The sequence below is a fragment of the Sorangium sp. So ce128 genome (genome assembly GCF_051525245.1).
Taxonomy (GTDB): Bacteria; Myxococcota_A; Polyangia; order Polyangiales; family Polyangiaceae; genus Sorangium; species Sorangium cellulosum_B.
Map to the genome: position 1 here is coordinate 10,386,876 of NZ_CP150313.1, position 26,504 is coordinate 10,413,379.

Here is a 26,504-nt window from a genome sequence, read left to right on the forward strand (position 1 = left end):
GCAACGACGGCGGGGACGGCTACGGCGGCGGCCTCACCTTCGCGGTCGCCGGCTTCGGCTCGCGCTGCGAGGGCGGCGGGCGGCGGAGCTTGTCCAGCTCGGTGCTCGCCTCGGTGGCGATGCGCCGAGCGATGTGGGCGAAGGCCGAGGCGGCCTCCCTGGCCGGCGGTGTCGAGACGATCGCGACGAGGTGCTGCGCGGCCGTCTTCCTGCCGATGGGGACGAGGAAGAAGGTCAGGGCGGCGAGGAGGAAGACGACGCCGTTCGTGAGGCGCTTGAAGAACTCGCCGACCACAGGCGCCAACCGTAGATGGAGCGATCGGCCGGGGCCCAGTTCTCGGGAGCCTTTTGCCCTTCCAGTCGGAGGCGATCACCTGCTCGCTGCGCCCCTTGCCAGAGCGCCCCGACCTCACGACAAACGGCGGGCGGCTCGACCGGAGGCGCCGAGCCGTGGAGCGCGGCCGTCGCGGGACGATGGATCGCTCGGCGCGGTCGTGGACGACCGCCAGGACAAGGAGGGAAGGAGATGCTCAAGCCGGTTCTATTCACCATCATGATGGCGGCAGCGTCCTTGCCGGTCTCCACAGCTGCAGAGGGGCAGCGCCCGGCAAGGGAGCAAGCCCGAGCCAACCAGACCAAGCTCAACGAATCGGATCGGGAGTTCGTGGAGGAGGCCGGCCAGGGAGGGCTGCTGGAGGTGCGGCTCGGGCAGCTCGCGCAGCAGCGCGCCGCGAGCCCGGACGTGAAGCGCTTCGCGCAGCGGATGATCGACGACCACGCGGCGATGAACAAGCGGCTCGCGGCGCTCGCGCAGCAGAAGGGCGTGCCCGTGCCGCAGGAGCTCTCTCAGGAACAGCGCGAGGAGGTCGACGAGCTGTCCAGGAAGACAGGGGCCGAGTTCGACCGGAAGTACATGAGCGAGATGGTCGACGACCACGAGGACGACGTCGAGGAGTTCGAGGAGGCCACGAAGGAGGCGAAGGACGCCGACGTGAGGCGCTTCGCCGCCACGGGGCTGCCGCTGCTCCGGGAGCACCTCGCGATGGCGAGGCAGGTCTATGACAAGGTGAAGTAGACGTGGCTGCGCGAGCGCGCCGGCCCTGCGCGGCGTGGCCGGCGCACGGCGGCCGGCGCGCTCAGGCGACGACGCGCGCCGCGCGCTCGGGCCTCTCCGCTGGCGGCGGGGTCGTCCTCGACCTCGCCGCGCCGCGGACGGGCGCGAGCTTGCCCCGGAGCTTCTGATACGCGGCCGTGTCGACGGGCTCGCCCCGGACCCAGGTGCGGATGAACGGCGCCACCCCGGACTCCCAGGCGGCGCCGAGGCGGAGCGCGAGGAACTCGCCGTAGAGCGCGGTGAAGAGCGTCTCGAGCTCCTCGATGAGGTACATGCGCTCGTAGAACTGCTCGTCCGCGGCGTCCTTGACGACGCTCGGGATCTTCACGCCCGAGAGCGAGAACGCGTCGGCGTTGAACAGGAAGGCATACTCGAGCTCTCCGCGCGTGACGCGGACGCGCGCGTGCGACGGGAGCTTGCCCTGGCGCAGCGCCTCGTGGGCCTCGGGGGCGCTGCTCGGCGCCGCGCCCTTGAGCCGGCTCTGCTCCTTCTCCTGGACGAGCGTGATCTGCCCCTCGAGCCAGAGCTCGCAGACGCCGAGGGCGTCCAGGGAGAAGCGGCCCTCGAAGAGCTCGCTCTCGAACCAGAGCCAGACAAGGAATTCGCGGCCGACGAACCGGCGCTGCTCGATCAGCTCAGCGAGGCTCACAGGGCACCTCCAAGGGTCGATTCAGCGTGGAAGACCGTGGGTTTGAGCAGCTCGAACGCGGCCAGCTGCTCGGCCGACAAGCCGAGCTCACGGGCGGCGGTATACGGGCTCTCCGGCACGAGATCGAGCTCGAAGGTCTCTTCGAAGAGCTCCGAGAGCCCCTCGTGCGCGCGCGGTGACTGGTTCCAGAACCGGACGACGCCGGCCTCCAGGTTCCAGGACAGATCCACGACCTTCATCACCGGCATGAGCTGCGCGCGGAGCTTCCTCGACACGACGGCCCGGAGCTCCTCCTTCTCGCGCCGCCCGAGCTTTTCGCGCCCGCGCTTCGCGAGGTGCTCCCGCTCCGCCTCGGCGAAATGCGCCTTGAAGAGCGCCGAGGGCACCTGCCAGCGATCGGTCCTGAGCCCGAGGTTGATGTACGAGTTGAAGAAGATCTTGCCGTGATCGAGCTCGCAATCGAGCGGGTTCTCGATGGAGCACCACCCGGCGCGCTGCTCCGCGTCCTCTTCGACCGTGAGCGGCCGGAACGCGCGGAGCTGGATTCGCTCGACGAACCTGTCGCGGAACCCCTCGGTGAGCTCGCCGCGGACATAGAACTTCGAGAATGAGATGGATCCTTTGAGTGCGCCCAAATGATCGTCCTTTCGTCCCGTGAAGGCGAAGGAGGTAGCCGAGCGGATCCAGGGGGTCAAAAAACCGGACGGGGCGCCGCGGCCATCGGCGCGATCGTCCAAAGAACGGCGACGAACGGCGACGGCTCCGGCCGCCAGGCGGGCTGGGCAGTGGGGCGCGGTCAGAGCGGCTGGACCAGCGGCGGGCGCAGCCATCGGCCCGAGAACGGGCCAGTGAGGTAAAAGCGATAGTGAAGGAAATACGGCTGCTCGTCGGGCCCACAGAAGACGACGGTGGATCGCAGGAAGCGGCCGAAGACGTCGTCGCCGGGCTCCGCAAATGGCCTGTGGCCGATGGCCGGCGCGGGCACCGCTGGAAAGCGGGGCGGCGCGCCCTCCGAGAACCCGCGCGGCAAATCGCATAGCGCGGGCGGAACAGGCGCCCGCGCCGCGCCGCCGCCCGGGTCCGGGGCGCCCGCCTCCTCGGGCGGGACGTCGGTGGCATCCGCGACGCAGCCCGCCGCGGCGCTCCCCCACGAGGAGAGGAGAACCAGCACACACCACGCGCCGACGCTCGCCCTGGGCACCGTCCTGCCTCCGTCCGAGAAGCGCGAGGTCCGCGGAGCGCCGGCGGTCGTGGCCGGCACACCGCGCCTGCGCGAACGCCGGAGGAGCAACGGCGGTGCCGCGCCGCCCGCGAAGCAGGGGCGCACCGGGCGCGCTCAGGGAGAGCGACGGCGGCGGGCGCGCTCGTGGGACGGACGGTCAGACGTTGAAGAGGAAGTGCGCGACGTCGGCGTCCTGGAAGACGTACGTCTTGCCCTCGACGCGCAGCTTGCCAGCGGCGCGGATGGCGGCCTCGGTCCTGTGCTCGACGAGGTCGTCCACCTTGTAGACCTCCGCCCGGATGAAGCCCTTCTCGAAATCGGTGTGGATGACCCCCGCGGCCTGCGGCGCCGTACACCCGATCGGGATCGTCCAGGCGCGGATCTCCTTGGGACCGGCTGTGAAGTAGCTCTGGAGGCCGAGCAGCCGGTAGGCCTCGCGCGCGAGCGTCGAGAGCGCGGGCTCCTTCATGCCGAGGCTCTCGAGCATCTCCTTGCGCTCGTCGGGCGCGAGCTCGTTCAGCTCCGCCTCGAGCTTGCTGCAGACCGGCACGACGCCGCTGCCCTCGGAGGCGGCCCGCTCGCGCACCTTCGTCGCGAGCGGGCCCGTGCCGGAGACGTCGGACTCGTCGACGTTCGCCACGTAGAGGACCTTCTTCGCCGTGATCAGGCCGAACGTCTTCACGACCTTCCGCTGCTCGTCGTCGAAGGAGAGCCCGCGGACGGGCTTGCCGGCCTGGAGCGCCTCGAGGCACTTCTCCATGAGCGCGATCTTCGGGAGGAGCTCCTTGTCGCCCTTGGCCTGCTTCCGCGTGCGCTCCAGCATCCCCTCGAGGGAGCCGAGGTCGGCCAGCATCAGCTCCGTCTCGATCGTGTCGATGTCGCGGAGCGGGTCGACCCCGCCGTCGACGTGCACGACGTCCGCGAGCGTGAAGCAGCGGACCACGTGGAGGATGGCATCTACCTCACGGATATGACTCAGGAATTTGTTCCCTAGCCCCTCGCCCGTGCTCGCGCCGCGCACGAGCCCGGCGATGTCGACCACCTGCACCATGGCAGGGATGATCTTCTCGGTCTTGATGAACTTCGCGAGCGTCGTGAGCCGGTCGTCAGGGACAGGGACGGCGCCGACGTTGGGCTCGATCGTGCAGAAGGGGTAATTCTGCGCCTCGGCCTTGGCGGCCGTCAGCGCGTTGAACAGGGTGCTCTTGCCCACATTGGGCAGTCCGACGATGCCAACCTCGACGCTCATGGCGCGCACGTCTAGCACAGGCAGGGTCGCGCGGCCCGGCCCCGTGGGCAGCACCGCCGCAGCGCCAAACGCCAAACGAGATTCCCGGTTTGCCCGCGCCGCCGTCCGCCGTCAGCGCCGCGCGCGGCCGGGCGCGCGGAGGGCGCCGACGAGGTGGTCGACGAACGCGCGCACCCGCGCGGGCAGGAAGCGCGACGGGAGGTACACCGCGACGACCTGGCGGCGCACCGGGAGCCACCCGGCGAGCACCTCGCGCAGCCTGCCCGCGGCGACGTCGGGCGCGGCGAGGTACGCGGGCAGCTCGGCCAGGCCGAGGCCGGCGCGCGTCGCCTCGAGCACGGCGAGGACGCTGTCGCTCGAGAAGACCGCGGGCAAGCGCGCCGTCGCCGCGGCGCCGCCGGGCTCGACGAGGCGAAACGCGACGTGCGACGCGCCGCCCGCGCCGTAGCGGAGCCCGGCGTGTGATCCGAGCTCCGCCGCGCCGCGCGGCGCGCGGTGGCGGCGGAGGTAGCCCGGGCTCGCGTAGAGCCCGCGCCGGTCGTCCTCGAGCGGCCGCGCGACGAGCTCGGCCGGGAGCGCGGAGAGCATGCGCACCGCGACGTCGATGCGCTCCTCGACCAGATCGGCGAGCCGATCGCCGCAGCGGAGATCCACGGTGACGCCCGGGTGCTCGGCCTGGAAGCGCGCGCAGAGCGGGGCGACGCGGCACGCGCCGTAGACCGCGGGCGCCGCGACGCGCAGCGGACCGCGCACCGCCTGGTCGCGCGCGGCGATGTCGCGCTCGAGCGACTCGACGTCGGCGAGGAGCTGCCGGCCTCGCGCGACGTACGCTTCGCCGAGATCGGTCAGCGAGACCCGGCGCGTCGTGCGCTGCACGAGCTGCACGCCGAGCCTCGGCGCGGGAGACGGCCTTGCTCACCGCCGAAGGCGTGAGGCCCAGCCGCTCGGCCGCCGCGGAGAACGAGCGCAGATCCGCGATCGCGACCAGGAGCCGCAGGGCGTGCGCGGCCTCGGACGGGTCGATCGATGAACCGAGCTCATGAATCCTCGCCTTCACGCGCCGATTGTACGCTCCGGGGCTCAGGTTCACCGGTCGCGAAGCGCCGCGCGAAGGAGCCGCCGGATGAGGGCGCGCGGCGGGTCGTCGACCCGGGGCCCCGGCGAGGAGAGCCTCTCGCAGCCGAGGAGCCGGCGGTGCGCGTGCGATGCGGGGGCGTGATCAGCCGGCGAGCGCCCGGAGCCGCCGCGCCGCGATCGCCGCGATCGCAGGGTGCAGCACGAAATGCTGGCGCCCCGCGTCGGCGGCCTGGGGGGCAGGCGTCAAGGTCCCGTCGCGCAGGCCGCGCACCGCGCGACACATGAGCTCGAGCCCGACGCGCTCGACGCGCCTCATCACGGCCGGGTGGTCGTCTCCGGGCTCGAGCGCGAACCGCTCGACCAGCAGGACGGGCCCTGTGTCTACGCCCGTGTCGATGAGGTGCACGGTGACCCCGAGCTCGGGCGGGCCGTCCTCGAGGAAGGGCCACAGCGCGACGTCCATGCCACGGTACCTGGGCAAGACGCCCGCATGGGCATTGAGGACACCGATCCTGGGAATCGCCAGCAGCGGAGCGCGAAGCAGGCCGCCGCCCGCGAACACGATCAGGTCGGGCGCGGCGGCCCGGAGCGCGGCGAGCGACCGGTCGTCGTTGTGGTTCTGGACCACGTGGAACCGCGCGCCGATCGCCGCAGCGACGTCTCGCAGGGACGCCCCCGGGAGCCCCTCCTCGGCGGCGATGTCCCGCACCGATCGCTCCCCCTCGCGAGGGGACGAGAGGCTGCCGACCAGGACCTTGCCGGTGACCTTGGCGAGCACGCGGCCGGGCGTGGTGAGGCGAAGCTCGTCGCGGAGCCGGTCGAGCTGGTAAGGCGCTCGCAGCAGGACGTCGGTCAGCTCGATGCCGTCGGTGCGACCGAGCCGCCACGCGAGCAGGCGCGCGTACATGCTTGTATGCACGGGCGCTAGGAGCGCGATGCGCATTGCGCCTCCAGCTCCGCAAGGGCGGATTCGACGTCGCGGAGCGCCGCAGCCCAGTCCGCGGCGACCTCGGGTCCGACCCGCCGCGACATCCCCGGCGCGAACCGATCCGCGAGCTTGAGGGCGGCGTTGAGCAGCCGCCAGTCGCGGCGCGCTGGCGCCTGCCGCGCGAGCAGCGAGCAGACCGCGGCGCGCTCACGCGCGACGCCGGCGCGATCCTGCGGCGGCTCGATCTCCGCCAAGGCGTCGCCGCGACGCAGCTCGACATGACGAAGCAGCCGCTCGAGCTCCTCGGCTCCCCGAGCGTCGCCTGCGGCGAGCGCCGCCTCGATGTCGGCGCACGCGCCAGCGCGCCACCGGCGCTGCTCCAGCGCCGGGCGAAGGGCGCCCTCGGCGCGCGCCGGCGCGGCGCGGGTCACCCCGGACGCCGCCCGTCGCAGCGCGGCCTCGAGGCGGCTCCGGCGCTCGCGCCCCCGGGCGGGATCATCGAGCCACACCGCGGCGGCGCGGACGCCCGCCAGCACGCGATCGCGCAGGGTCACGGCAAACCCCCGTCGATCGCGATACGCACGCTGCTCCCGTCCAGCCCCACGAGCGCCTCTCCGCTCAACCAGAGATCGTCCTGACGCAGATGTCCAGACGGCAGCGTGAGGACACCGTTCTTGAACAACCAGTAAGGACTCCATCGATCCTTGCGGAAGCAGGCGAGCTCCCGCCAGGTGATCCCGTCGCGGCTCGCGAGGACGGCCGCCGTGTCGCGGTGAACCCCGGCGCCGCGCTCGACGACCGTGAGCGCGATGAGCACCGGACCTGGGAGCTGGGCCCCGTGCCACGCCGAGGCGGGGATCGCACAGCCCACCTCGAGGGCGAGCGAGCGTCGATCGGCGCGGCATGCATGGTTCTGCGTCACCTCGGAGTCGGTCAACCAGCACACGTGGTCCGCGGTGAAGAACAGCTGCACGGCGCGCCAGCGCTGCGTGCCGTCCCCGAACCTCTCGATCGTGCGGAACCAGTCGCGCGTTCGCCACAGGTAGCACTCGCCGTCGAGATCACCGGTGGTCACCCACGCCGCGCCGACGTCGAACGGGTCGGCGAAGATGCCATGAACATGCCGCACCGACCCCGCGGAGAACTCGTGGGCTACATCGACGCGGTCGCCGTCAGGGGCGACCCGGTGAACGCGCACCGGACCACGGCGCTCGTTCCTCGTGTACTCGCCGAGGTACGCGGCGCCGAGAGGGTCCTCCGCGATCCCGCGGTGCAGGACGCAGTCGCCAGCGATCGCGCCCAGCGGCGCCGGATCGCGCCCCTCCTCGAGCCGGTAAATCGTCCCCGCGCGAACCCCGATGACGACTCCGCGCGACGTGCGGTACACATTGCACTTGTCGGCGCGCGCCGCCCGGACGAGCAGGCGCTGGAACGCCATGGCGTCACGCGGCATCGCCGCGGGAAACCGACAAAACGGCTCGAACGCGCCGACGCCGCGGGCGCGGCGCAGCACGACGCGCCCATGGCTCGCCCAGACCGTGCCGTCGGCGTCGAGGTGGTGCACGGTCGAGACCGCCGGAGCCCGCTCCCGTACAGAGACCCCCAGCGCGAGGTGATCGCTGGAAGGAGTCGGGGTGATGGCGCGAGCCGGCAGCATCGTCAGCGCGGCGCACGCTAGCACCCGCTCGCGCGATCCGGCAAGCCGAAGCCCGGCGCCGTGGCGCACGCGCGCCGCTCTCGACGCGAGGTGCAGCCGAGGTGCCTTGACGCCGCTGCGCCGAGGCGCCCGGCTCAACCGAAGAACGAGGCGATAGCGGCCGCCACGCGGGCGACCTCCTCGCCCGTGAGCTCGGGAAAGATGGGGAGCGCGAGCGTGTCGCGCGCCGCCGCCTCGGCGACCGGAAGGGAGCCCTCCGGCGGGCCAAGGCGCGCGAAGCAGGGCTGGAGGTGGAGCGGCGCGGGATAATAGATCTCGGTGCCGATGCCCTGCTCCGCAAGCGAGCTCCGCAGCGGATCGCGCAGAGAGGCATCCTTCAGGCGAATCACATACTGATTGAACGTACGCCCCGCAGCGCCGGCGTCCGGCAGCGCGAGGGGCAGATCTCGCCCGCCGAGCAGCGCGGCATACCGCGCGGCGTGCTCGCGCCGCCGCTCGAGGAGCGCGTCGAGCCGCGGGAGCTTGCGCCGGAGGAGCGCCGCCTGGAGCGCGTCGAGCCGGAAGTTGCCGCCGATGCGGGTGTGATGGTGCTTCTTCCGAGCGCCCTGCGCCCTGAGCGTCCGGACGCGCTCGGCGAGCTCGTCGTGATCGGTGGTCACGAGCCCGCCATCGCCGAAACCGCCGAGGTTCTTGGTCGGGAAGAACGAGAAGCACCCCATGAGCCCGAGCGCCCCGGCGCGGCGGCCGCCGCGCTCGGCGCCGAACGCCTGGGCCGCGTCCTCGATGACCGGCAGGCCGCGGCCGCCCGCGATCGCGAGGAGCTCGTCCATGGGCGCGCAGCCGCCGAAGAGGTGGACGGCGAGGATCGCCCGGGTGCGCTCCGTCACGGCGCGCGCCGTGGAGGCGGGGTCGAGGTTCAACGAGCCAGGGAGCACGTCCGCGAAGACCGGCGTGGCGCCGGTGCGATGGATGGCGCCCGCGGTCGCGAAGAACGTGTAGGCGGGGCACACGACCTCGTCGCCCGCGCCGACGCCGAGCGCCATCAGCGCGACGAGCAGCGCGTCGGTGCCGGAAGAGACGCCGATCGCGTGCCGGACGCCGAGGTACGCGGCGCACTCCGACTCGAAGGCCTCGACCTCCGGACCGAGGATGTAGTGGCCGCTCCGGAGGACCGACTGGAACACGGCGGAGAGCTCGTCCTGCATGGCGAGATCGCCGCGGACCCGATCGAAGAAGGGAACAGGCGCGGTCATCCGTCGGTGTCCTCCGCGGAGAGGGGATCGCGGTAATGGCGCGTGGCCGCGGCGCGGGGCCGGGCGAGCGGCGCGTCCTCGTCGAGGTCGAGACACCGGACGATGTCGCCGCGGCGCTCGTAGCGATAGCCGCTCTCGGGGCAGCGCAGGAGGCCGTCGCGCGAGGCGACGAGCTTGTGACCGTGGCGGCTCATCCAGCCGGTACGCCGGGCCGGCACGCCGGTGACGAGCGCATAGTCGGGCACGTCGCGCGTGACGACCGCGCCGGCGCCGACGAACGCATGGCGCCCTATCGTGACGCCGCAGACGATGGTGGCATTGGCGCCCACGGTGGCGCCGCGACGGATGCGCGTCGTATCGAGGAACGCGCGTCGGTCGATCGGGGCACGCGGGTTGACGACGTTGGTGAGCACCGCGGACGGGCCGAGAAACACGTCGTCCTCGACCAGCGTGCCGTCATAAAGAGACACGTTGTTCTGGATCCGGACGCCATCGCCGATGACGGCGGTGCCCGCGACGAAGACGTTCTGGCCAAGGACGCAGGCGCGGCCGATCCGCGCCCCCGCCGAGACATGGCAGAAGTGCCACACCTTCGTCCCCTCGCCGATGTCGCAGGGCTCGTCGATGCACGCAGACGGGTGCGCGAAGAAGGGCTTTGCGGGCTCGCTCATGGCTCCCTGTCCGCCGGGTGCGCGGGGCCCCTGGAGCCACCCTCCGGCAAGGCCCCGAGCGCGCCGCCTGCCGGAGGCACCGGCCAGATCCCCCACGCGCCGCGCGTCGCGAGCGGCGGGCCGGCGAAATCGATGACGGGCGGCCTGACGCGCCCGATGAGGTAGGCGGCGCCCAGGCCGGCGGCGCGGCGCGCGAGCGAGGCGGGGTCCTCGAAGCTCGAGCGGACAGGCGGCTCACGGGGATCGATCGAGCGATCGGGGTGCACCCCCTCGGGACGCCCCAGGGCGGCGAGCGCCGCGAGGTGGCCATAGTCGACGACCTCGAGGAGGAGGGGCGCGGAAGGAGGCGTGAGCTCCGCGGCGGCGCGGCCGATGGCGACCTCGTCCCTCCGCGGATTGAAGTGCTCGCGGCGCAGGTGCGGGCGGAAGAGGGCGCCGAGAGCCAGCACCACCAGCAGCGCGCCGCCGAGGGCGCGCCGCGCGCCGGCCGAGGCGCCCCGGAAGGCGCGCGCCGAGAGATCTCCGACGGCGAGGGCGAGCAAGAGCAACGCGAGGAGGGTCGCTCGCTCGGGGTGGTGGGTGGGCGCGCCGTCGCGCACGAGGGCGAGCGAGAGCGCCGCGATCTGGAAGGCGGCGACGGCGCCGGGGAGCGCGTACGGACGGGCCGCGCGAAGGAGCGGTGGAAGCGGTCGGGCCGCCCCCGGCGCAGCGCCGCGGCGGGCACGCCATGCGACGAGGGCGATGGCGATGGGCCACACGAAGAGCTCCGGCTCCTCGCGGACCATCGCGGCAGGGTACGCGAAGAGCCGCAGCAGCGAGCCGTCGCCGCCCGGGCCGATCGCGTTGCGGTAGGAGGCGACGCGGGCCAGGAAATGCAGCGCGTCGCCGTGAGCGACGCGGTTCCACGCGATCCACGCGGCGGGCCCGGCGAGCGCGACGAGCGCGGCGAGCGCGAGCTTCGCCTGCGCGCCGCGGCCCTGGCCGAGGCGGGCGGCAGCGAGCAGCGCCATCGCCGCGAAGGCGACGGCGACGGACCAGGGTTCGTAGCGGGAGAGCGTCGCGAGCACGAGCGCGAACGCGCCGAGGAGGGCGCGCCCAGCCGGGGGCGCAGGCCCGGCCGGCGGCGTGACGAGCGACGCCACCGCGAACAGCGAGAGGGCGGCGGTCGGCAGCTCGGGGACCGTCGCCACGCCGAGGCAAGCGCTCCAGGGGAAGGCGCCGGCGAGCAGCGCGCCGGCGAGCGCGGCGCGGCGGTCACCCGTGATCCAGCGGGCGGCGAGGTGGACGAGCGCGGCCGAAGCCAGGCCGAGGGCGAACGCGATGGCGCGGGCGACCTCGAGGGTCGGCGCGAAGAGGCGCCCAAGAACGCAGAAGAGCGCGCCGTTGAGCCAGAAAGGGACAGGCAGCCAGCTCGTCCCCGTCGGGTCGAGCCGGGGCGCGTGGGCCCACGCCTGCGCGAGGACCACGCGCGCGAAGTCGTCATCGCTCACCGCCCGGAAGCCGAGCGCGAGGACCAAGGCGGAAACGACCGCCTTGGCGAGCGCGACGAGGGCAAGGTCGCGCGCGAAAGGGACGGAGACGGCCGACGCCGCCTCCACGGACGGCCTCGCGTCGAGCGCCCTACCCGCTTCCCTCCCAGGCGCGGAGGCGGGCCCTAGCACGCGAGCCTACTTTTCCTGGGATTTCTCGAACTCGCGCAGCTCGCGGTCGCCTGCCGACGAGAGGTAGGCGAGCGACACGCTCGTCGCCATGAAGACGACGGCGCAGATGGCCGTGAGGCGGGTCATGAAGTTGCCCGCACCGCGGCCGCCGAACACCTGCGCCGTCGCGCCGCCCATGGCCGAGCCCATCCCGCCCCCGCGGCCCTGCTGGAGGAGCACGACGAGGATCAGGAACAGACAGACGAACACGTGCACGATGTTGAGGAACGTGTGAAGCATCGGCGTCTTTCAGCTGGGTGAGTCTGGACCGCGCGAGGGGCCCAAGGGGCAAGTGGGCAGGCCGGCGCTCCCGCGGCGAGACGGGAGCGGCCTGCGATCTACCCCTGTTCCGCGCGCTCCGCCAGTCGGTGAGCGGCGTCGACGATCTTGGCGAAGCCAGCGGCGTCGAGCGAAGCCCCGCCGACCAGCGCGCCGTCGATATCGTCCTGGGCGAGCAGCGCCTCGGCGTTGTCGGCCTTGACGCTGCCGCCGTAGAGGATGCGCGTGACGCCCGCGAGGTCCTCCGAGGCCTTCGCGAGCAGGCCGCGGATGAACGCGTGCACCTCCTGGGCGTCCTCGGCGCGCGCGACCTTGCCGGTCCCGATCGCCCAGACCGGCTCATAGGCGATGACGCCGAAGCCGGGCTGCTTCGCGAGCTCGTCGAGGACGGCGCGGACCTGCCGCTCGACCACGGCGAGCGTCTCACCCGCCTCGCGCTGCTCGAGCGTCTCGCCGACGCAGACGATGGGGCGCAGCTCGGCGGCCATCGCCGAGGCGACCTTCCGGGCGACCGACTCGTCGGTCTCGGCGAACAGCTGCCGCCGCTCGCTGTGCCCGAGGATCACCCAGGTCGCGCCCGCGTCCTTGAGCATGCCCGAGGAGACCTCGCCGGTGAACGCCCCGGAGACCTCGGCGCTCATGTTCTGCGCGGCGATGCCGACCTCGCTCTTCGCCTCCGCGAGCTCGTGGGCCACGGCGGCGATCGCCGTGAACGGCGGAGCGACAACCACCTCGGCCCGGGTGAGCTCGCGCGTCGCCTTGGCGACGGCCGCCGAGAGAGGACATGCGTCCTGGCCCCCGGCGTTCATCTTCCAGTTGCCGGCGATGAGCGGACGACGCGAGGCCGCCCGCGGGGCGGCGCCCGCCTCCGCGGACGTGCCGCCATCGTTCACGGCCTTCACTCGCTCACCTCGACCGACCGGAGCGCCTCGACGCCCGGGAGACGCTTGCCCTCGATGAGCTCGAGCGAAGCGCCGCCGCCGGTCGAGATGTGATCGAAGCCCTTGGCGATGTGCTCGCCGGCCTGCTTGACCGCCGCCGCGCTGTCGCCGCCGCCGACCACCGTGAAGCCGGAGGCGCCGCTCATGATGCGCGCGACGTCGAACGTGCCCTTGGAGAAGGCCGGCGTCTCGAAGAGGCCCATCGGGCCGTTCCAGAACACCGTCTTCGCCCGCTCGATCGCCTGGCCGAACTGCTCGATCGAGCGGGGGCCGATGTCGAGCGCCATCGTGCCCTCGGGGATCGCGTCGACGGACGCGGGCTCGCCCTGCGTCGCGTCGATGCTCGAGGCGACGACGGCATCGACGGGCAGGAGGAGCTGGATGCCCCGATCGCGCGCCTTGCTCATGATCGTGCGCGCCAGCGGGAGCTTGTCCTCCTCGATCCGGCTCTTCTGAAGGTTCTTGCCCTGCGCGGCGAGGAAGGTGTTCGCCATCGCGCCGCCGATGCACAGGGTGTCGACCACGTTGAGGAGCGCCTCGACGACGTCGATCTTGTCGGAGACCTTGGCGCCGCCGAGGACGGCGACGTAAGGCTTCTCCGGGCGATCGACGAGCCGGGTCAGCGCCTTGAGCTCCTTCTGGAGGAGGAGGCCGGCGGCGCGCTCGCGCATGAGGCGCGGCAGCGCGTGCACCGACGCGTGGGCGCGGTGCACGGCGCCGAAGGCGTCGTCGACGTAGACGTCGCAGAGCTCGGCGAGCTGGCGCGCGAACCCCTCGTCGTCCTTCTCCTCCTCCTCGTGGAAGCGGAGGTTCTCGAGGAGGCAGATCTGGCCCGCCCTGAGGTCGTAGATGACCTTCTTGGGCGAGTCGCCGACACAGTCGTCCGGCAGGTGGACCTCGTAGCCCGTGAGCTCACTGAGCCGCCCCCCGCACGGCTCCAGCGAGAGCCCCTCGGTCTTGCCCGGCTTCGGGCGGCCGAGGTGCGACGCGAGGATCACCTTCGCGCCCGCCTCCATGACGAGCTTGATCGTCGGGATCGCCTCGCGGATGCGCGAGTCGTCCGTGATCTTGCCCGTCTTCTTGTCGAGCGGGACGTTGAAGTCGACGCGGATGAAGACGCGCTTGCCGCTGAGGCCAGCAGCGTCCCCGGCGGCGGCGAGGTCTTCGACGGAGCGGATTCCGGTGAGCTTCACGGCGCTAGACGCCCTTCCTCGCCACGAGCTGCGCGAGGTCGATCATGCGGTTCGAGAAGCCCCACTCGTTGTCGTACCACGAGAAGATCTTCGCGAAGCGATCGCCGAGGACCGACGTCATGGTCGAGTCGAAGGTGCTGGACGCGGGCGAGCCGATGAAGTCGCCCGAGACGAGCTCCCGATCGGTGTAGTTGAGGACGTCCTTCATCGGCCCCTGCTCGGCGGCCTGCTTCATCGCGGCGTGGATGCTCTCCTTCGTGATCGGCTTCTCGGTCTCGAGGGTGAGGTCCACGAGCGAGACGTCGACCGTGGGGACGCGGATCGCGAGCCCGTCGAACTTGCCCTTGAGCGCCGGGATGACCTCGGACAGCGCCTTCGCGGCGCCGGTGCTCGAGGGGATCATGTTGACCGCGGCGGCGCGCGCGCGGCGCAGGTCGCCCTTGCGGTGCGGGATGTCGAGCAGGTGCTGGTCGTTCGTGTACGAGTGGACCGTCGTCATCAGGCCGCGGACGATGCCGAAGTTGTCGAGCATCACCTTGGCGATGGGGGCGAGGCAGTTCGTCGTGCAGGAGCCGCACGAGATGACCGTGTGCTTCTGCGCGTCGTAGAGCTCGTCGTTCACGCCCATCACGACCGTGAGGTCGTGGCCCTTGGCCGGCGCGCTGATGATCACGCGCTTGGCGCCCGCGTTGATGTGGCCGGCGGCCTTCGCCTTGTCCGTGAAGAGGCCCGTGCACTCGAGGACGATGTCGACGCCGAGGCTCTTCCACGGCAGCTCGGCCGGATCCTTCAGCGCGAGGACCTCGATCTTCCGATCGCCGATGCTGATGTGCTTGTCGCCGTGACCGACCTTCGCCGCCTTGAACTCGCGGTGGATCGAGTCGTACTGGAAGAGGTGGGCGAGCGTCGCCGGATCCGTCAGGTCGTTGATGGCGACCAGCTCGATATCCTTCACGCCGCGCTCGTAAAGCGCGCGGACAATGCAGCGTCCGATGCGCCCAAAACCGTTAATTGCGATCTTCGTCGCCATCGCGAACTCCTGGGAAAGTGGCCGGCGCGAGTCGTAGTCACCTCGCGCGCGACGGTCAAGCAAAGCCTCAGCCACGGGGCGCCGGCGACGTGGAGCGCCGGCGGCGGCGGGGCCGCGGCCGGCTGGCCGGAGCGGCGCCTCGCCGGGAGGGCTTTCGGTCGGTATTTGGGGTGGTTTCGGTCTGTGGGAAGGGGAGCGCCGGCGCGCTCGGGCTCTGTCGCGCCGGGCGCTGTCACGCCGGCGTCACGCGCGGCCGCGGATCAGACGCCGAGCTCCCGGAGGAGCTTTTCCTTGCTCGCGACGCCGGTGTACGAGCCCGCCTTCTCGCCGCCCCGGAACAGGATGCACGTCGGAACGGCGCGGACGTTGTATTTCTGGGCGAGCTTGGGCGCCGCGTCGATGTCGAGCTTGCCGACCTTCAGCGTGCCCTGGGACTCCTTGGCGATCGTCTCGACGATCGGCGCGAGCTGCTTGCAGGGTCCGCACCAGGTGGCCGTGAAGTCCACGAGCACCGGGATCGGGGAGTTGATGACCTCGGACTCGAAATTCTCGTTGGTGAAGGTGACGACGTGCTCGCCTGCCATGATTGTCTCCGTCGGTGCCGCGCTGTTCATGTTCGGGGCCGCGCCTGTCGTGCGCGGAGCGCGCCCCGTGAGTTGACCGAGGCCGCGCCGGCCTGTCGGCCCGATGCAGAGCGGACCGCCCTGTCGGGAAAGGAAAGTACCCGGCGCGCACGCCTCCGGCAACCCACAAGGCGCTCGCGGCGCACCCGCGGAACCTTCCGCCTGCGCCGTCGTTTTGGTAGATCGCCCGGCGCCGGAGCGCCCGTGCTGGCCAACGCAGCGGAGGCCTGAGCGCGAGCGGACGCCCGCGGACCTGGCGCGCGACGCTGCACGGCGCGCACGATCCCGCGTGCGAGCGCCCCCTCGCGCGGCGCCGAGCCAGGATGGCCCCCCGAACCCTCATCATCACGCCGACGTACAACGAGCGAGACAACCTCGCCGAGTTCGTGAGCTCCGTCCTCGCGGCGGCCCCGGAGGCGCACGTGCTCGTCGTCGACGACGCGTCGCCCGACGGGACAGGCGCCCTCGGCGACGAGCTCGCCGCGCGCGACGGGCGCGTCCGCGTGCTCCACCGGGCGGCGAAGCGCGGGCTCGGCACGGCCTACCTGGAGGGCTTCCAGCGCGCCCTGGACGGCGGCTACGACGTCGCGTTCGAGATGGACGCCGACCTCTCGCACGACCCGCGCCACCTGCCGGCGTTCCTCGACGCGATCGCGCAAGGCGCCGACGTCGTGCTCGGCTCGCGCAACATGCCGGGTGGCGGCGTCGAGGGCTGGGGCCTCGGGCGGCACGTGCTCTCGAAGGGCGGCTCCCTCTACGCGCGGACCATCCTGGGCGTCGGCATCCGCGACCTCACGACCGGCTACAAGGCGTTCACGCGGCGCGCGCTCCAATCGCTCGATCTCGGCAGCGTGCGCTCGAACGGCTACGCCTTCCAGATCGAGACGACCTACCGCGCGCTGCGCAAAGGGCTGCGCGTGGTCGAGGTGCCGATCGTGTTCGTCGACCGCCGCGCAGGCCGCTCGAAGATGAGCCGCCGGATCTTCGCCGAGGCGATCGTCGAGGTCTTCCGCCTGAAGCTCGACGCCGCGCGCGGTCGCATCTGATCGCGCGGCCCCGCCGGAGCGCGAGCGCGCGCTGCGCTCAGCGCTCCCCCGCGCGAGGCGGCCGCGAGGCGGCGTGCGTGCGGCCCGGCTCGTCGATCTCCAGCTCGTCGAGCTCCTCGTCCAGCGCGACGTCGCCGTCGTGGATGCGCGATCGACCGGGGGCCTCCTGCTCCTCGAAGCGCACGCGCGCCGCCGCGGCCTGGCCGCGCTGGGCAGCGTCCTCTGGCGCCGGGTGCCCGCGGACGACGCGTGTGGCGCGGCGCAGCGCGAGATCGGCGACCCGCCCGGCCCTGCGCACGTTCGGCGCGGCCTTCTCGCGCAGCACGCGGCCGAACACCAGGGACAGCAGCGTCAGCACCGTCGGGACGATCACCCCGAGCGCGAGGCCGACGGCGATGCGCGCGACGGTGAGGCCGAACAGCGCGGCCACGAGCGGGAGGCCCACCAGGCCGCGATCGAGCGACGGGCGCCCCTCGTGCCGGCGCGCGCGTCGCTCCTCCTTGCGCGCGCGCTTCTCTTCCTTGCGCTCGTCCTTGCGCGCGCGCTTCTCGTCCTTGCGCGTGCGCCGCTCCTCCTTGCGCGCCCCGCGCTCCGCGGAGCCCTCCGCGGGCTCGCCAGCGCGCGGCGTACGGGGGGGCGCGCCGCCCGCTTCGAGCCCCGAAAGGAGCGGAGCGATGCGCGCGGCGCGGCGGTCCGGGTCGGGCTCCAGCATCGCGGAGAGCGCCCGGACGAGGCGCGGATCGGCTCGATCGCCGAGGGCAGCGGGCACGTCGATCGCGAGCCCTCGGTGCGGCAGGTTCTCCGGCTCCTCGCCGGTGAGCAGGCAGAGCGCGGTCGCGCCGACCGCATAGACGTCCGACGCGGGCAGCGCGCGGCCCTGGAACTGCTCCGGCGCCATGTACCCGAACGTGCCGACCACGGTGCTCCCGCCCTCGGGACGCATGCGATCGCGGACCGCGCCGAAGTCGACGATCGCGAAGGAGCCGTCGGGCCGGCGGATCACGTTGTTCGGCTTGATGTCGCGGTGGATGACCGGCGGCGCGCGGCCGTGCAGGTAGTCGAGCACGGCCGAGGCGTCCCGCAGGAAGCGGAGGATGTCGTCCCGCCCGAGCACCGCGCGGCGACGGCGCATCGCGCCCAGGCTCTCGCCCTCGATCTTTTCCATCACCAGGAAGAGAGCTCCGTCCTCCTCGAAATGATCGAGGTAGCCTGGCAGGCTCGGGTGCGAGAGCGACGCGAGCACCCGGGCCTCGCGCTCGGCGAGCTCCACGCTCTTCCAGCTCGAGGCGCCGCGGATCTGGAACCGCTTGATCGCGACGAGCTTGCCGAGCCGCTTGTCGACCGCCTCGAGCGTGTGCCCCTGAGCCCCTTCGCCGAGGGCGCGCGTGATCACGTAGCGGCCGTCGCGCAACGCCTGGCTCGGCTCGGCACCCATCGAGGGAGCGAGAGTACACCGCCGGGGCAACGACACCAGGTCGAAGCCGCGCCTGGGCGCCCGCGAGCGCGCGCGAACGTCCGGACGTCCGGACGCCCGCCGACGCGCACCGCTCACGCGGCCCGCGCCATCCGCTCTGCTAGAGTCGCGAGCGATGTCGCTGATCCTCACCGTGCTCGGGCTGTTTGCCGTGCTCTACCTGCTGTCGGGGCTGCGGCAGATCAACCAGTGGGAAGCCGCGCTGCGCTTCACGCTCGGCAAGCTGACCGGCCGCGTATCCCCCGGGGTGACGCTGTTCCTCCCGGGGATCCAGGAGCTGCGGCGCATCGACACGCGGATGAAGAACCGCGATCTCCTCCAGCAGATGGTGATCACCCGCGACAACGTGACCACGATGGTCGATGCGGTCGTCTATTACCGCGTCGTCGATCCGGAGAAGGCCACGTTGGCCGTCGAGAACTACGAGAACGCGATGAAGGATCGCGCGAAGGTCGTGCTGCGCGACGTGGTGGGCGAGACGCGGCTCGACGAGCTGCTCGCGCACCGCGAGGAGGTCGCCGCCAAGGTGCGCGCGCAGGTCGAGGCGGTGGCGGCCGCGTGGGGCCTGCACGTGGAGATGATCGGCCTCCAGGACATCGCGCTGCCGCCCCAGATGCAGGAGGTGCTCGCGAAGGGCGCGATCGCCGAGCGCGATCGGCGCTACGTGGTCATCAAGAGCGAGGCCGACGTGGAGAGCGCGAAGAACTTCGCGGAGGCGGCGGGCATCCTCGCGCGCTCGCCCGGGGCGATGGAGCTGCGCCGCTTCGAGGCGCTGGCGAACCTGAGCCAGGGCAACACCAAGGTGATCTTCGACCTCGCGAAGCCGTACGACGACGTGCGGCACGCGGCGGTCGCGATGGCCGAGGCGGCGGTCACCGAGGCGAAGCCCGTGCGCGTCCAGCAGGGGCAACGCGCGGTCGACGCCGAGGCGCAGCGCGAGGCCGAGGCGGCCCTCGAGGAGGAGGCGGCGCTCGAGGAGCAGCGGACGGCGCGGCGCGGGCGCATGGGCGGGGCGTGATCCCGGCGCTGACCGCGCTCAAGGCCGCGGTCGCGGCGCTGCTCGAGGCGCGGGGCGAGCGCGGGCTCTCCGCCCTCGTCGCCGGCGGGGAGCTCGCGCTCGCCGCCCCGCCCCAGCGGTGGACGCTGGGGTCGCGCGAGGTGAGCGCGTCGCGCCTCTCGCTGGCCGTCGACGCGCCCGAGTTCGCGGCGCTCACCGCGGATCCGAGCCGCCTCGCGGCGGTGAAGGAGGCGTTCGCGAGCGCGGTCCGCACGCCGGAGACGGAGCTTGCCGATCTGTCGCTGGTGCTGCGCCTGCCCGGCGTCGGGCGCGGGTGGAGCCAGATCTACCGGGAGGCCGCCCTCCCGGCGGCGCCCGAGCGGCCGGCTCCGGACGCGGTGCTCGGCGGCGCGGCGGCCCTGCTCGAGGCGTCGGGCGACGCGCGGGGCGCGGCGATGCTCCGCCGCGCGCGGCTCGAGGCGGCGCAGGTCGCGAGCGGGGGCGCCGCGCTGGTGCGCTGCGTGGTGCGGCTCGATCCAGCGGATCGCGCGGCGCTCGACCGCGACGGCGAGCGCGCGGAGCGGCTGCGGCGGGCGGTGCGCGACGCGGGGACGCGCGCCTCCGAGGCGATCGCGTCCGTGGAGCTCGCCACGGCGCTCTACCCGCTCGGCGGAGCGGCGGCGCCGGAGGCCCGGCTCGCGCGGGCGCTCGCGGCGCGCGGCGCGGTGGCGGTGACCATCCGCCGCGGTGACGGGCCGGAGGGCGAAGGCGTGGAGCTCGCGGTCGTGGCGTCCGGCGAGCTCATGCGCGTCCGGATCACGGCGGCCCTGGAGCGCGAGCACGGCGGCTGGAGAGCCGAGGGGATCCGCGCGATCACCGTCACAGCCGGGGACCTCGCGACGCCGGAGCGGACGGAGGAGCTCGCCGCGCTGCTCTGCGGCGGCGGCGAGCTCCCGTGACGCGCAGCGGTCAGCCCCGCGCCAGCAGGCCGGGCGTCGCGGCGCCGGCGCCGGCGCCGGCCGTCGCGGCGCCGTTGCGCGGGGGGTTCTCCGGGCGGGTCATGCTCCGGATCGCATGCTGGAGCGCCGCGCGGAGGTTGCGTTGCGTGATGAGCTGCGAGAGGTCGAGCCCGAGCGCGACCATCGTCTGGGCGACGTTCGGTTTGATGCCTGCGACGATCCCGTCGGCCCCGAGCAGCCGTATCGCGGTGACGAGCTCGATCAGGTGGCTCGCGACCTTCGTGTCGACCACCTCGACGCCGGTCAGGTCGAGGATCGCGAAGCGCGCCTGCTTCTCCACGATCTTCGAGAGCAGGCTATCCATCACGTCCGCGGTGCGCACGCTGTCGACCGTCCCCACCATCGGCAGCGTGAGCACGCCGTCCCAGACCTCGATGATCGGCGTCGAGAGATCGCGAATGACCTTCTGCTGCGCCTCGATCTGCTGCAGCTGGGCGCGCAGCTCCTGCTCCGTGCGCTTGGACTCCGAGATGTCGAGCGCCACCCCGAGCACGCCGTACACGGGCCCTCCGCGCTCGTCTTGGAGCGGGGTGATCCAGTTGTCCCAGTGGACGCCGAGCAAGTGGCTGCGAAAGCAGCGCGCCGACCCGTCGAACCATTGGCGCATATCATCGTCGGAGATATCGACGCCAGTCGTTTCTGGCTGGTTCGCATACATTTGGATCCAGTTGGCCCCGATGAGCTGCCCGGGCTTGAGCCCGATGTTCGCGAGCCCCTTGCCGTCGTGATAGAAAACGACTCCATCCCTGTCGATCGCCCAGAGTATCATGTTGTCCACGTGCTCGGCGATGCTGTCCAGGATGCGCGCCTTGCTGCGGAAGGTCGCCAGCTCCTTGTCATCGATCTCGGAGATTGGCCGGAGCGACCCGAAGACGGCGCTGCGATCGGGCGAACGCTTCGCGTTGCACGACAGCGGACGGTACGCCCCGCGCGCGTCGCGAAGGCGGACGCGGAACGAGACGGGTTCACCGGTCTGCTCGAGCTTCGCCCACGCCGCGAGCAGCGCTGCGCGATCCTCCGGGTGAGCGAGCTCTGCGAGCGTCGCGCCTCCCTCGCTCGCAGGGCCGATGACCTCCCGCAGGGCATCGTTCTCGTGGAGCAGGCCGCCCGCCGCCGAGGCGACGAAGAGCAGCTCAGGACAGCCGGCGAAGAACTCCGCGAACAGCGCGCTCGAAGTAACACTCATCACACAAGCCTCTTCCCTGGGGCATGAGAAGTACACGAGGGTATCGCACGCGAAGCCCTCGCGGGAAGGGCCCATTGCACGGCTGCCGTTTCCAGCTCAGGTGCTTGCTCTGCTGCGGCAGCGAGCTCCCGTGACGCGCGGCGCGATCAGCCCCGCGCCGGCCGGCCGGGCGTCGCGGCGCCGTTACGCGGGGGGTTCTCCGGGCGGGTCATGCTCCGGATCGCATGCTGGAGCGCCGCGCGGAGATTACGTTGTGTGTTGAGCTGCGAGAGGTCGAGCCCCAGCGCGACCATCGTCTGGGCGACGGTCGGTTTGATGCCCGCGACGATGCCGTCGGCCCCGAGCAGCCGTATCGCGGTGATGAGCTCGATCAGGTGGCTCGCGACCTTCGTGTCGACCACCTCGACACCGGTCAGGTCGAGGATCGCGAAGCGCGCCTGCTTCTCCACGATCTTCGAGAGCAGGCTATCCATCACGTCCGCGGTGCGCACGCTGTCGACCGTCCCCACCATCGGCAGCGTGAGCACGCCGTCCCAGACCTCGATGATCGGCGTCGAGAGATCGCGAATGACCTTCTGCTGCGCCTCGATCTGCTGCAGCTGGGCGCGCAGCTCCTGCTCCGTGCGCTTGGACTCCGAGATGTCGAACGCCAGCCCGAGCACGCCGCACACGGGCCCGCCGCGCTCGTCTTGGAGCGGGGTGATCCAGTTGTCCCAGTAGACACCGAACGCGTCGGTGCGAAAGGCGCGCACCGCCCCGTCGAACCATTGGCGCATATCGTCGACGGAGATATTGACGCCAGTCGTTTCTGGCTGGTTCGCATAGATGTGGAACCAGTTGGCCCCGACGAGCTGCCCGGGCTTGAGCCCGACGTTCGCGAGCCCCTTGCCGTGGTGATAGAAACAGACTCCATCCATGTCGATCGCCCAGAGTATCATGTTGTCCACGTGCTCGGCGATGCTGTCCAGGATGCGCGCCTTGCTGCGGAGGGTCGCCAGCTCCTTGTCATCGATCTCGGAGATTGGCCGGAGCGACCCGAAGACGGCGCTGCGATCGGGCGAACGCTTCGCGTTGCACGACAGCGGACGGTACGCCCCGCGCGCGTCGCGAAGGCGGACGCGAAAAGAGACGGGTTCACCGGTCTGCTCGAGCTTCGCCCACGCCGCGAGCAGCGCTGCGCGATCCTCCGGGTGAGCGAGCTCTGCGAGCGTCGCGCCTCCCTCGCTCGCAGGGCCGATGACCTCCCGCAGGGCATCGCTCTCGTGGAGCAGTCCGCCCGCGGCCGAGGCGACGAAGAGCAGCTCAGGACAGCGGGCGAAAAATTCCGCAAACAGGGCGTCCGAAGTTACATTCATCACACGAGCACTTTCCCTGGGTATCAGAAAGGCAGCAGGGTATCGCACGCGACGCTCTCGAGGGAAGGCACTCGGCCGCAGCGGCTCATGGCGGCGGGGCACGTACGACGACATATACAACGACGTATGAGAGAGGACGACGATACGCGCAGCGCAGGCGACTGGGGGCGTGAGAACACCCACGCTTTCCTGGGCTACGGTCGCGACTTCGTCCCCGATCGCGACGAACCGACGGCGCTCATCTGCCGGCTTATGCCACGGAGCCCCGGTTACGACGCGATTGCGCTCACCGCTCCGCCGACCGCTCGGCGAGCCACGCCGGATACCCCTTCGATTCAACGGACGTGAGGCCGAGGTCGGGCACCTCCACGAACACCGCGCGGCCCACGGCGTAGAGCGCTTCGAGGAGGATCTCTGGCGGACCGAACGCTTCGAGGCCCAGCGACCAGGCCGCCGGAGCAGCCGCGCCCTCGCCTTCCGCCACGGCGACGCGCGTCAGCTCGACAGCACACCCGGCTCCGGGGTGCGCGCCGTCCATCACCTCGACGGCGCGTCCGCCCACCAGCCCGAACACCCGCACGCGGCGCTCCTTCGTGAGGGTCGTCCACCCGCTGTCATCGGCGTCCGTCGACGAGAGCGTGAGCTTCGTCCACCGCTCCAGCTCACCCAGCACCGTGGGAGAGAGATGGATGGATCCGAAGGCGCAGACCCGAAACTTGACCTCCAGGCCCTTCGACCGCCCGCCACGCTTCTTGATCCCGAGATCGGCGCGCCGGAGGCGCCGATAGCGATCATGCCGGGGCGCCTCGGAGAACGCACGCGAGAACCACGACACGAGCCGCGCCGCCCGAGCGTCGTCCGCAGGCAGAAACCAGCGGACTTCGATGCTCTCCCGGATGTCCATGGCGTCCTCCCGGCCGCGCGCCGGCGGCGCGTCCGCACCACCGCCTCCATGATGCCAGAAACGGGGCACGTGTGCCGCCGGCGCGGCGAAGGTAGGATCTCAGGTCGGGCTGCCTTCCGCTGGAGCACGCACGGCTGCAGGCGGGCGAGCGCCCCTGCGCGCGCCGCAGCGAGTCTCCGGCTCAGGCCCTCGACGACGCCCGGTACGAGTCGGACACGACCTTCTTTGCAAAGTCGATGATCGGCTCCCTGGGGACGTTCTGGATCGCGTACTTGACCGCGTAGCCGCCGGCGAGGAGGGTGAGCTGGCGCAGGATCTTCGAGCTGGCGAGCACGCCAATCGCAAATGCCGCTCCGCCGATCGCGATCGGGACGATGTACGGGACGTCCTGGACCTTGGTCTGGATGTCCTTGGCGAACTTCAGCAGCATGTCGAGGCTCACCGCGCCCTCGCCGCCCTGCGTCTGCGGCGCGCCAGGCTCGTGCGAGCCGGACTCCTGCGAGCCGCCCTCGTAAATCCCGTTCTTGTACCCGCCCGAAGTGTACTGGTCGTTACTGATGCTCATAGCGCTCTACCTCGTCCTGAGATGATCAGCCACGGAAGTGGCGATAGCTCCCCGGCGCCATGCGAAGCACATACCAGCAGCAAGCGCCGGAGCGGCCGACGCGCAGCCACGCGTGAGCCCGCGCGGCTCGCGCGGCAGCGGGCGAGCCGCTTGCTCCAGCGGCGAGCGCGCTCGCAGGCGAGGGCGCCCGCCTGCGATGAGGCAACTTGGCCGGGCGTGGCAAATGATCCCACCTCGATCGGCTCACACGGTATCGGCTCGCATCGGAGGAGAGGACGGCCGTGCAAACCTCGAATGCGGCGGGCTGCACCCACGCTCATACAGGCGACGCTCGTGCTCGATCAGCACCGCTGACGAGCGCTCGGCGCGAGCTTGGAGCACCGGTTGCACGACGCGGCTCCGACCGACGCGCGCGCGACGGAGCTCGCTCCCGGCACATGCCTTGCGTGAGTTGCCTCACCCATGTCGCTCACGACGGTGCTGTTCGTCCGGCGGCTGGCCTCGGATGAAGAGGAGAAGGAACAGATCGGCCCGCTCTCCGGCATCCCGGTCCTGGGCCTCGACGCGCTCGCTTCCGCGTCGTACGGCCCCGAGGCCGCGCTCACCGTGCTCCTCCCCCTCGGCGCGCTCGGCGTCCACTACATCGTGCCGCTCAGCGCCTTGGTCATCGGGCTGCTCGCGATCGTCTACGTCTCGTACCGCCAGACGATCGCAGCGTACCCGAGCGGCGGCGGCTCGTACATCGTCGCGAAGGAGAACCTCGGCACGCGCGCCGGCCTCGTCGCGGCGGCGGCGCTGCTCATCGACTACGTGCTCAACGTGGCGGTCGCCGTCTCCGCGGGGGTGGGCGCAATGGTCTCCGCGGTGCCCGCGCTCCTGCCCCACACCCTGGGCCTCTGCCTCGCCGTCCTCGTCGTGCTCACCGCAGCCAACCTGCGCGGGCTCCGCACCGCAGGCCTCGTGTTCCTGGTGCCGACGTACGCGTTCCTCGGCTGTCTCTTCGCGGTGATCGGGATCGGGATCGGGAAGACGATCCTCCACGGAGGGCACCCGCCGCCCGTGGTCGCGCCGCCCTCGCTGCCCGTCGCGCTCGGGACCGCGAGCCTGGCGCTCCTCTGCCACTCTTTCGCGAGCGGGTGCACCGCGATGACCGGCGTGGAGGCGGTGAGCAACGGCGTCCCTGCCTTTCGCAAGCCGAGCAGCGAGCAGGCGCGCCGGACGCTCTCGTACATCGTCGCCTCGCTCGGCATCCTGCTCGCCGGGATCGCGATCCTCGCACGGGCATACGGCATCACCGCCACCGAGCCCGGCAAGAGCGGCTACCAGAGCATCGTCTCGCAGATCGTGGGCGCGGTCGTGGGGCGCGGCGCGTTCTACTACGTGACCCTGGCCGCCGTGGTGGCGGTGCTCATGCTCTCGGCCAACACCAGCTTCGCCGACTTCCCCCGCCTCTGTCGGCTCCTCGCGCTCGATCGCTTTCTGCCCGAGCCCTTCATCCACCGCGGCAGGCCTCGCCTTCTCCTACGGCATCGGCGTCCTCGCCGGACTCTCGGCCCTCCTGCTCGTCGTCTTCCAGGGCATCACCGACGCCCTCATCCCGCTCTTCGCGGTGGGCGCGTTCCTCGCCTTCACGATGTCGCAGGCGGGGATGACCGCGCACTGGCGCAGGGTCGGCGGCGCGCGCTCCCGGCTCCACCTCGCCGTCAACGCGACCGGCGCCACGGCCACGGCCGCCACGCTCGTCGTCATCATCATCTCGAAGTTCACCGAGGGGGCGTGGATCTCGACCCTGCTCCTGCTCGGGGCCTTTCTCATCTTCTGCAATGTGCGACGCCACTACGAGCACATCGACGAGGTGGTTCGCGCCCGCGCGCCGCTCGACCTCACCCCGCCTCCGCCGCCGATCGTGGTGGTCCCCATCAGGCGCTGGGACCTCGTGGCGCAGAAGGGGCTCCGCTTCGCGCTCCGCCTCTCGCCTGAGGTCTACGCGCTCCAGGTGCTCCTCGACGATCCTCGCGTCGAGGACCTGAGCGGCGAATGGCACCATCTGGTGGAGGAGCCCGCGAAGGAGAAGGGGGTACCGGCGCCGCGGCTTTCGGTGGTGCGGTCCCGCTACCGGCGGCTCTTCAGGCCGTTGCTCCGCTTCGTCACCACCCTCGCGCGCGCCCACCCGGACCGGCAGGTGGCGGTCGTCGTACCCGAGGTGGTCGAGTCACGCTGGTACCATTACCTGCTCCACAACCACACGGCGTCGATCCTCAAATGGCTCCTTCTCTTCCGGGGCGGGAAGGGCATCGTGATCGTCAACACGCCTTTTTATCTGCCCGACGAACCGGAGACCGCCTGATCGTCGTGCGCGGCCGCGCCGGCCC

28 protein-coding genes and 1 pseudogene are annotated in these 26,504 nt (G+C 71.8%); 6 read left to right on the forward strand and 23 right to left on the reverse strand.

All coding sequences use genetic code 11. From position 1 onward, the window contains the following. Nucleotides 1–19: 19 nt before the first annotated feature. Nucleotides 20–295 carry a hypothetical protein gene (locus WME82_RS39340; RefSeq protein ID WP_437741649.1) on the reverse strand — a complete coding sequence of 92 codons (276 nt, stop codon included), beginning with the start codon at nucleotides 293–295 and terminating at the stop codon, nucleotides 20–22. Between the two features lie 231 nt (nucleotides 296–526). On the opposite strand from WME82_RS39340, the gene WME82_RS39345 reads away from it, so the two are divergent. After that, on the forward strand, nucleotides 527–1,075 hold the full coding sequence (locus WME82_RS39345) for a DUF4142 domain-containing protein (RefSeq protein ID WP_438039507.1): 549 nt from the start codon (nucleotides 527–529) through the stop codon (nucleotides 1,073–1,075). A 61-nt stretch (nucleotides 1,076–1,136) separates the two neighbouring features. Here WME82_RS39345 and WME82_RS39350 read toward each other — a convergent pair whose 3' ends face one another. The 17 genes and pseudogenes from WME82_RS39350 to trxA form a co-directional block, all read right to left on the reverse strand. Next, the gene (locus WME82_RS39350; RefSeq protein WP_437295126.1) at nucleotides 1,137–1,763 is read right to left on the reverse strand and encodes a hypothetical protein; all 627 of its coding nucleotides are present in this window, start codon (nucleotides 1,761–1,763) and stop codon (nucleotides 1,137–1,139) included. Continuing rightward, nucleotides 1,760–2,398, reverse strand: a complete 639-nt coding sequence (locus WME82_RS39355; protein WP_437741652.1) for a hypothetical protein — start codon at nucleotides 2,396–2,398, stop codon at nucleotides 1,760–1,762. The genes WME82_RS39350 and WME82_RS39355 overlap by 4 nt, the downstream gene beginning before the upstream one ends. Nucleotides 2,399–2,559: 161 nt before the next feature. Next, a complete protein-coding gene (locus WME82_RS39360; RefSeq protein ID WP_438039508.1) occupies nucleotides 2,560–3,024 on the reverse strand; it encodes a hypothetical protein in 465 nt (154 codons plus the stop codon). A gap of 118 nt (nucleotides 3,025–3,142) precedes the next feature. Further along, complete coding sequence (gene ychF / locus WME82_RS39365) at nucleotides 3,143–4,234, reverse strand: redox-regulated ATPase YchF (RefSeq protein ID WP_437741654.1); 1,092 nt, start codon at nucleotides 4,232–4,234, stop codon at nucleotides 3,143–3,145. A gap of 111 nt (nucleotides 4,235–4,345) precedes the next feature. Next, on the reverse strand, nucleotides 4,346–5,119 hold the full coding sequence (locus WME82_RS39370) for a LysR substrate-binding domain-containing protein (protein ID WP_438039509.1): 774 nt from the start codon (nucleotides 5,117–5,119) through the stop codon (nucleotides 4,346–4,348). 13 nt (nucleotides 5,120–5,132) lie between these two features. Continuing rightward, a pseudogene (locus tag WME82_RS39375) lies at nucleotides 5,133–5,324 on the reverse strand (helix-turn-helix domain-containing protein); the annotation flags it as partial. 129 nt (nucleotides 5,325–5,453) lie between these two features. Next, entirely contained in the window at nucleotides 5,454–6,218 is a 765-nt protein-coding gene (locus tag WME82_RS39380; protein ID WP_438039510.1) for a formyl transferase, read from the reverse strand. Nucleotides 6,219–6,235: 17 nt separating this feature from the next. Then, nucleotides 6,236–6,793: a hypothetical protein gene (locus tag WME82_RS39385; RefSeq protein ID WP_012239950.1), complete on the reverse strand. Its 558-nt coding sequence runs from the start codon at nucleotides 6,791–6,793 to the stop codon at nucleotides 6,236–6,238. Next, entirely contained in the window at nucleotides 6,790–7,920 is a 1,131-nt protein-coding gene (locus WME82_RS39390) for a hypothetical protein (RefSeq protein ID WP_438039511.1), read from the reverse strand. The genes WME82_RS39385 and WME82_RS39390 overlap by 4 nt, the downstream gene beginning before the upstream one ends. A gap of 110 nt (nucleotides 7,921–8,030) precedes the next feature. Continuing rightward, nucleotides 8,031–9,149 (reverse strand): DegT/DnrJ/EryC1/StrS family aminotransferase, encoded by a 1,119-nt coding sequence (locus WME82_RS39395; RefSeq protein ID WP_438039512.1) that lies wholly within the window; start codon nucleotides 9,147–9,149, stop codon nucleotides 8,031–8,033. Further along, complete coding sequence (locus WME82_RS39400; protein WP_438039513.1) at nucleotides 9,146–9,820, reverse strand: acyltransferase; 675 nt, start codon at nucleotides 9,818–9,820, stop codon at nucleotides 9,146–9,148. The genes WME82_RS39395 and WME82_RS39400 overlap by 4 nt, the downstream gene beginning before the upstream one ends. Beyond that, a complete protein-coding gene (locus tag WME82_RS39405; RefSeq protein WP_438039514.1) occupies nucleotides 9,817–11,418 on the reverse strand; it encodes a hypothetical protein in 1,602 nt (533 codons plus the stop codon). Before WME82_RS39405 ends, WME82_RS39400 begins: the two co-directional genes overlap by 4 nt. 69 nt (nucleotides 11,419–11,487) lie before the next feature. Beyond that, on the reverse strand, nucleotides 11,488–11,760 hold the full coding sequence (gene secG / locus WME82_RS39410; protein ID WP_437545278.1) for a preprotein translocase subunit SecG: 273 nt from the start codon (nucleotides 11,758–11,760) through the stop codon (nucleotides 11,488–11,490). Between the two features lie 98 nt (nucleotides 11,761–11,858). Next, entirely contained in the window at nucleotides 11,859–12,692 is an 834-nt protein-coding gene (gene tpiA / locus WME82_RS39415) for a triose-phosphate isomerase (protein WP_012239956.1), read from the reverse strand. 5 nt (nucleotides 12,693–12,697) lie between these two features. Beyond that, nucleotides 12,698–13,933: a phosphoglycerate kinase gene (locus tag WME82_RS39420; RefSeq protein WP_438039515.1), complete on the reverse strand. Its 1,236-nt coding sequence runs from the start codon at nucleotides 13,931–13,933 to the stop codon at nucleotides 12,698–12,700. 4 nt (nucleotides 13,934–13,937) lie between these two features. After that, entirely contained in the window at nucleotides 13,938–14,963 is a 1,026-nt protein-coding gene (gap, locus tag WME82_RS39425; RefSeq protein WP_272102749.1) for a type I glyceraldehyde-3-phosphate dehydrogenase, read from the reverse strand. A gap of 260 nt (nucleotides 14,964–15,223) precedes the next feature. Beyond that, entirely contained in the window at nucleotides 15,224–15,547 is a 324-nt protein-coding gene (trxA, locus tag WME82_RS39430) for a thioredoxin (RefSeq protein WP_272102748.1), read from the reverse strand. Between the two features lie 362 nt (nucleotides 15,548–15,909). Here trxA and WME82_RS39435 point away from each other — a divergent pair, with 362 nt between their 5' ends. Continuing rightward, nucleotides 15,910–16,632 carry a polyprenol monophosphomannose synthase gene (locus WME82_RS39435; protein WP_438039516.1) on the forward strand — a complete coding sequence of 241 codons (723 nt, stop codon included), beginning with the start codon at nucleotides 15,910–15,912 and terminating at the stop codon, nucleotides 16,630–16,632. Nucleotides 16,633–16,669: 37 nt separating this feature from the next. On the opposite strand, the gene WME82_RS39440 is transcribed toward WME82_RS39435, so the two are convergent. Beyond that, nucleotides 16,670–18,067: a serine/threonine protein kinase gene (locus WME82_RS39440; protein ID WP_438039517.1), complete on the reverse strand. Its 1,398-nt coding sequence runs from the start codon at nucleotides 18,065–18,067 to the stop codon at nucleotides 16,670–16,672. 154 nt (nucleotides 18,068–18,221) lie between these two features. Here WME82_RS39440 and WME82_RS39445 point away from each other — a divergent pair, with 154 nt between their 5' ends. Both WME82_RS39445 and WME82_RS39450 read left to right on the forward strand, forming a co-directional pair. After that, nucleotides 18,222–19,124 carry an SPFH domain-containing protein gene (locus WME82_RS39445; protein ID WP_437741665.1) on the forward strand — a complete coding sequence of 301 codons (903 nt, stop codon included), beginning with the start codon at nucleotides 18,222–18,224 and terminating at the stop codon, nucleotides 19,122–19,124. Continuing rightward, nucleotides 19,121–20,062: a hypothetical protein gene (locus tag WME82_RS39450; RefSeq protein WP_438039518.1), complete on the forward strand. Its 942-nt coding sequence runs from the start codon at nucleotides 19,121–19,123 to the stop codon at nucleotides 20,060–20,062. Before WME82_RS39445 ends, WME82_RS39450 begins: the two co-directional genes overlap by 4 nt. Before the next feature lie 10 nt (nucleotides 20,063–20,072). Here WME82_RS39450 and WME82_RS39455 read toward each other — a convergent pair whose 3' ends face one another. The 4 genes from WME82_RS39455 to WME82_RS39470 form a co-directional block, all read right to left on the reverse strand. Continuing rightward, nucleotides 20,073–21,308, reverse strand: a complete 1,236-nt coding sequence (locus WME82_RS39455) for an STAS domain-containing protein (protein ID WP_437741667.1) — start codon at nucleotides 21,306–21,308, stop codon at nucleotides 20,073–20,075. A 146-nt stretch (nucleotides 21,309–21,454) separates the two neighbouring features. Further along, nucleotides 21,455–22,663 carry an STAS domain-containing protein gene (locus WME82_RS39460; protein WP_438039519.1) on the reverse strand — a complete coding sequence of 403 codons (1,209 nt, stop codon included), beginning with the start codon at nucleotides 22,661–22,663 and terminating at the stop codon, nucleotides 21,455–21,457. Nucleotides 22,664–22,949: 286 nt separating this feature from the next. Next, complete coding sequence (locus tag WME82_RS39465) at nucleotides 22,950–23,567, reverse strand: hypothetical protein (RefSeq protein WP_438039520.1); 618 nt, start codon at nucleotides 23,565–23,567, stop codon at nucleotides 22,950–22,952. 181 nt (nucleotides 23,568–23,748) lie between these two features. Next, nucleotides 23,749–24,132: a hypothetical protein gene (locus WME82_RS39470; protein WP_438039521.1), complete on the reverse strand. Its 384-nt coding sequence runs from the start codon at nucleotides 24,130–24,132 to the stop codon at nucleotides 23,749–23,751. Nucleotides 24,133–24,594: 462 nt separating this feature from the next. Here WME82_RS39470 and WME82_RS39475 point away from each other — a divergent pair, with 462 nt between their 5' ends. Both WME82_RS39475 and WME82_RS39480 read left to right on the forward strand, forming a co-directional pair. Further along, a complete protein-coding gene (locus WME82_RS39475) occupies nucleotides 24,595–26,112 on the forward strand; it encodes an APC family permease (protein ID WP_438039522.1) in 1,518 nt (505 codons plus the stop codon). Beyond that, nucleotides 26,069–26,479 (forward strand): hypothetical protein, encoded by a 411-nt coding sequence (locus WME82_RS39480; protein WP_438039523.1) that lies wholly within the window; start codon nucleotides 26,069–26,071, stop codon nucleotides 26,477–26,479. Before WME82_RS39475 ends, WME82_RS39480 begins: the two co-directional genes overlap by 44 nt. Nucleotides 26,480–26,504 lie beyond the last annotated feature (25 nt).

Excerpts from the sequence above, each read along its gene's own strand:
- WME82_RS39345 (WP_438039507.1), top strand. The coding sequence starts at position 527 with ATGCTCAAGCCGGTTCTATTCACCATCATGATGGCGGCAGCGTCCTTG.
- ychF (WP_437741654.1), bottom strand. The coding sequence starts at position 4,234 with ATGAGCGTCGAGGTTGGCATCGTCGGACTGCCCAATGTGGGCAAGAGC.
- WME82_RS39380 (WP_438039510.1), bottom strand. The coding sequence starts at position 6,218 with ATGTACGCGCGCCTGCTCGCGTGGCGGCTCGGTCGCACCGACGGCATC.
- WME82_RS39395 (WP_438039512.1), bottom strand. The coding sequence starts at position 9,149 with ATGACCGCGCCTGTTCCCTTCTTCGATCGGGTCCGCGGCGATCTCGCC.
- WME82_RS39400 (WP_438039513.1), bottom strand. The coding sequence starts at position 9,820 with ATGAGCGAGCCCGCAAAGCCCTTCTTCGCGCACCCGTCTGCGTGCATC.
- secG (WP_437545278.1), bottom strand. The coding sequence starts at position 11,760 with ATGCTTCACACGTTCCTCAACATCGTGCACGTGTTCGTCTGTCTGTTC.
- gap (WP_272102749.1), bottom strand. The coding sequence starts at position 14,963 with ATGGCGACGAAGATCGCAATTAACGGTTTTGGGCGCATCGGACGCTGC.
- trxA (WP_272102748.1), bottom strand. The coding sequence starts at position 15,547 with ATGGCAGGCGAGCACGTCGTCACCTTCACCAACGAGAATTTCGAGTCC.
- WME82_RS39435 (WP_438039516.1), top strand. The coding sequence starts at position 15,910 with ATGGCCCCCCGAACCCTCATCATCACGCCGACGTACAACGAGCGAGAC.
- WME82_RS39440 (WP_438039517.1), bottom strand. The coding sequence starts at position 18,067 with ATGGGTGCCGAGCCGAGCCAGGCGTTGCGCGACGGCCGCTACGTGATC.
- WME82_RS39445 (WP_437741665.1), top strand. The coding sequence starts at position 18,222 with ATGTCGCTGATCCTCACCGTGCTCGGGCTGTTTGCCGTGCTCTACCTG.
- WME82_RS39455 (WP_437741667.1), bottom strand. The coding sequence starts at position 21,308 with ATGAGTGTTACTTCGAGCGCGCTGTTCGCGGAGTTCTTCGCCGGCTGT.
- WME82_RS39460 (WP_438039519.1), bottom strand. The coding sequence starts at position 22,663 with ATGAATGTAACTTCGGACGCCCTGTTTGCGGAATTTTTCGCCCGCTGT.
- WME82_RS39465 (WP_438039520.1), bottom strand. The coding sequence starts at position 23,567 with ATGGACATCCGGGAGAGCATCGAAGTCCGCTGGTTTCTGCCTGCGGAC.
- WME82_RS39470 (WP_438039521.1), bottom strand. The coding sequence starts at position 24,132 with ATGAGCATCAGTAACGACCAGTACACTTCGGGCGGGTACAAGAACGGG.
- WME82_RS39475 (WP_438039522.1), top strand. The coding sequence starts at position 24,595 with ATGTCGCTCACGACGGTGCTGTTCGTCCGGCGGCTGGCCTCGGATGAA.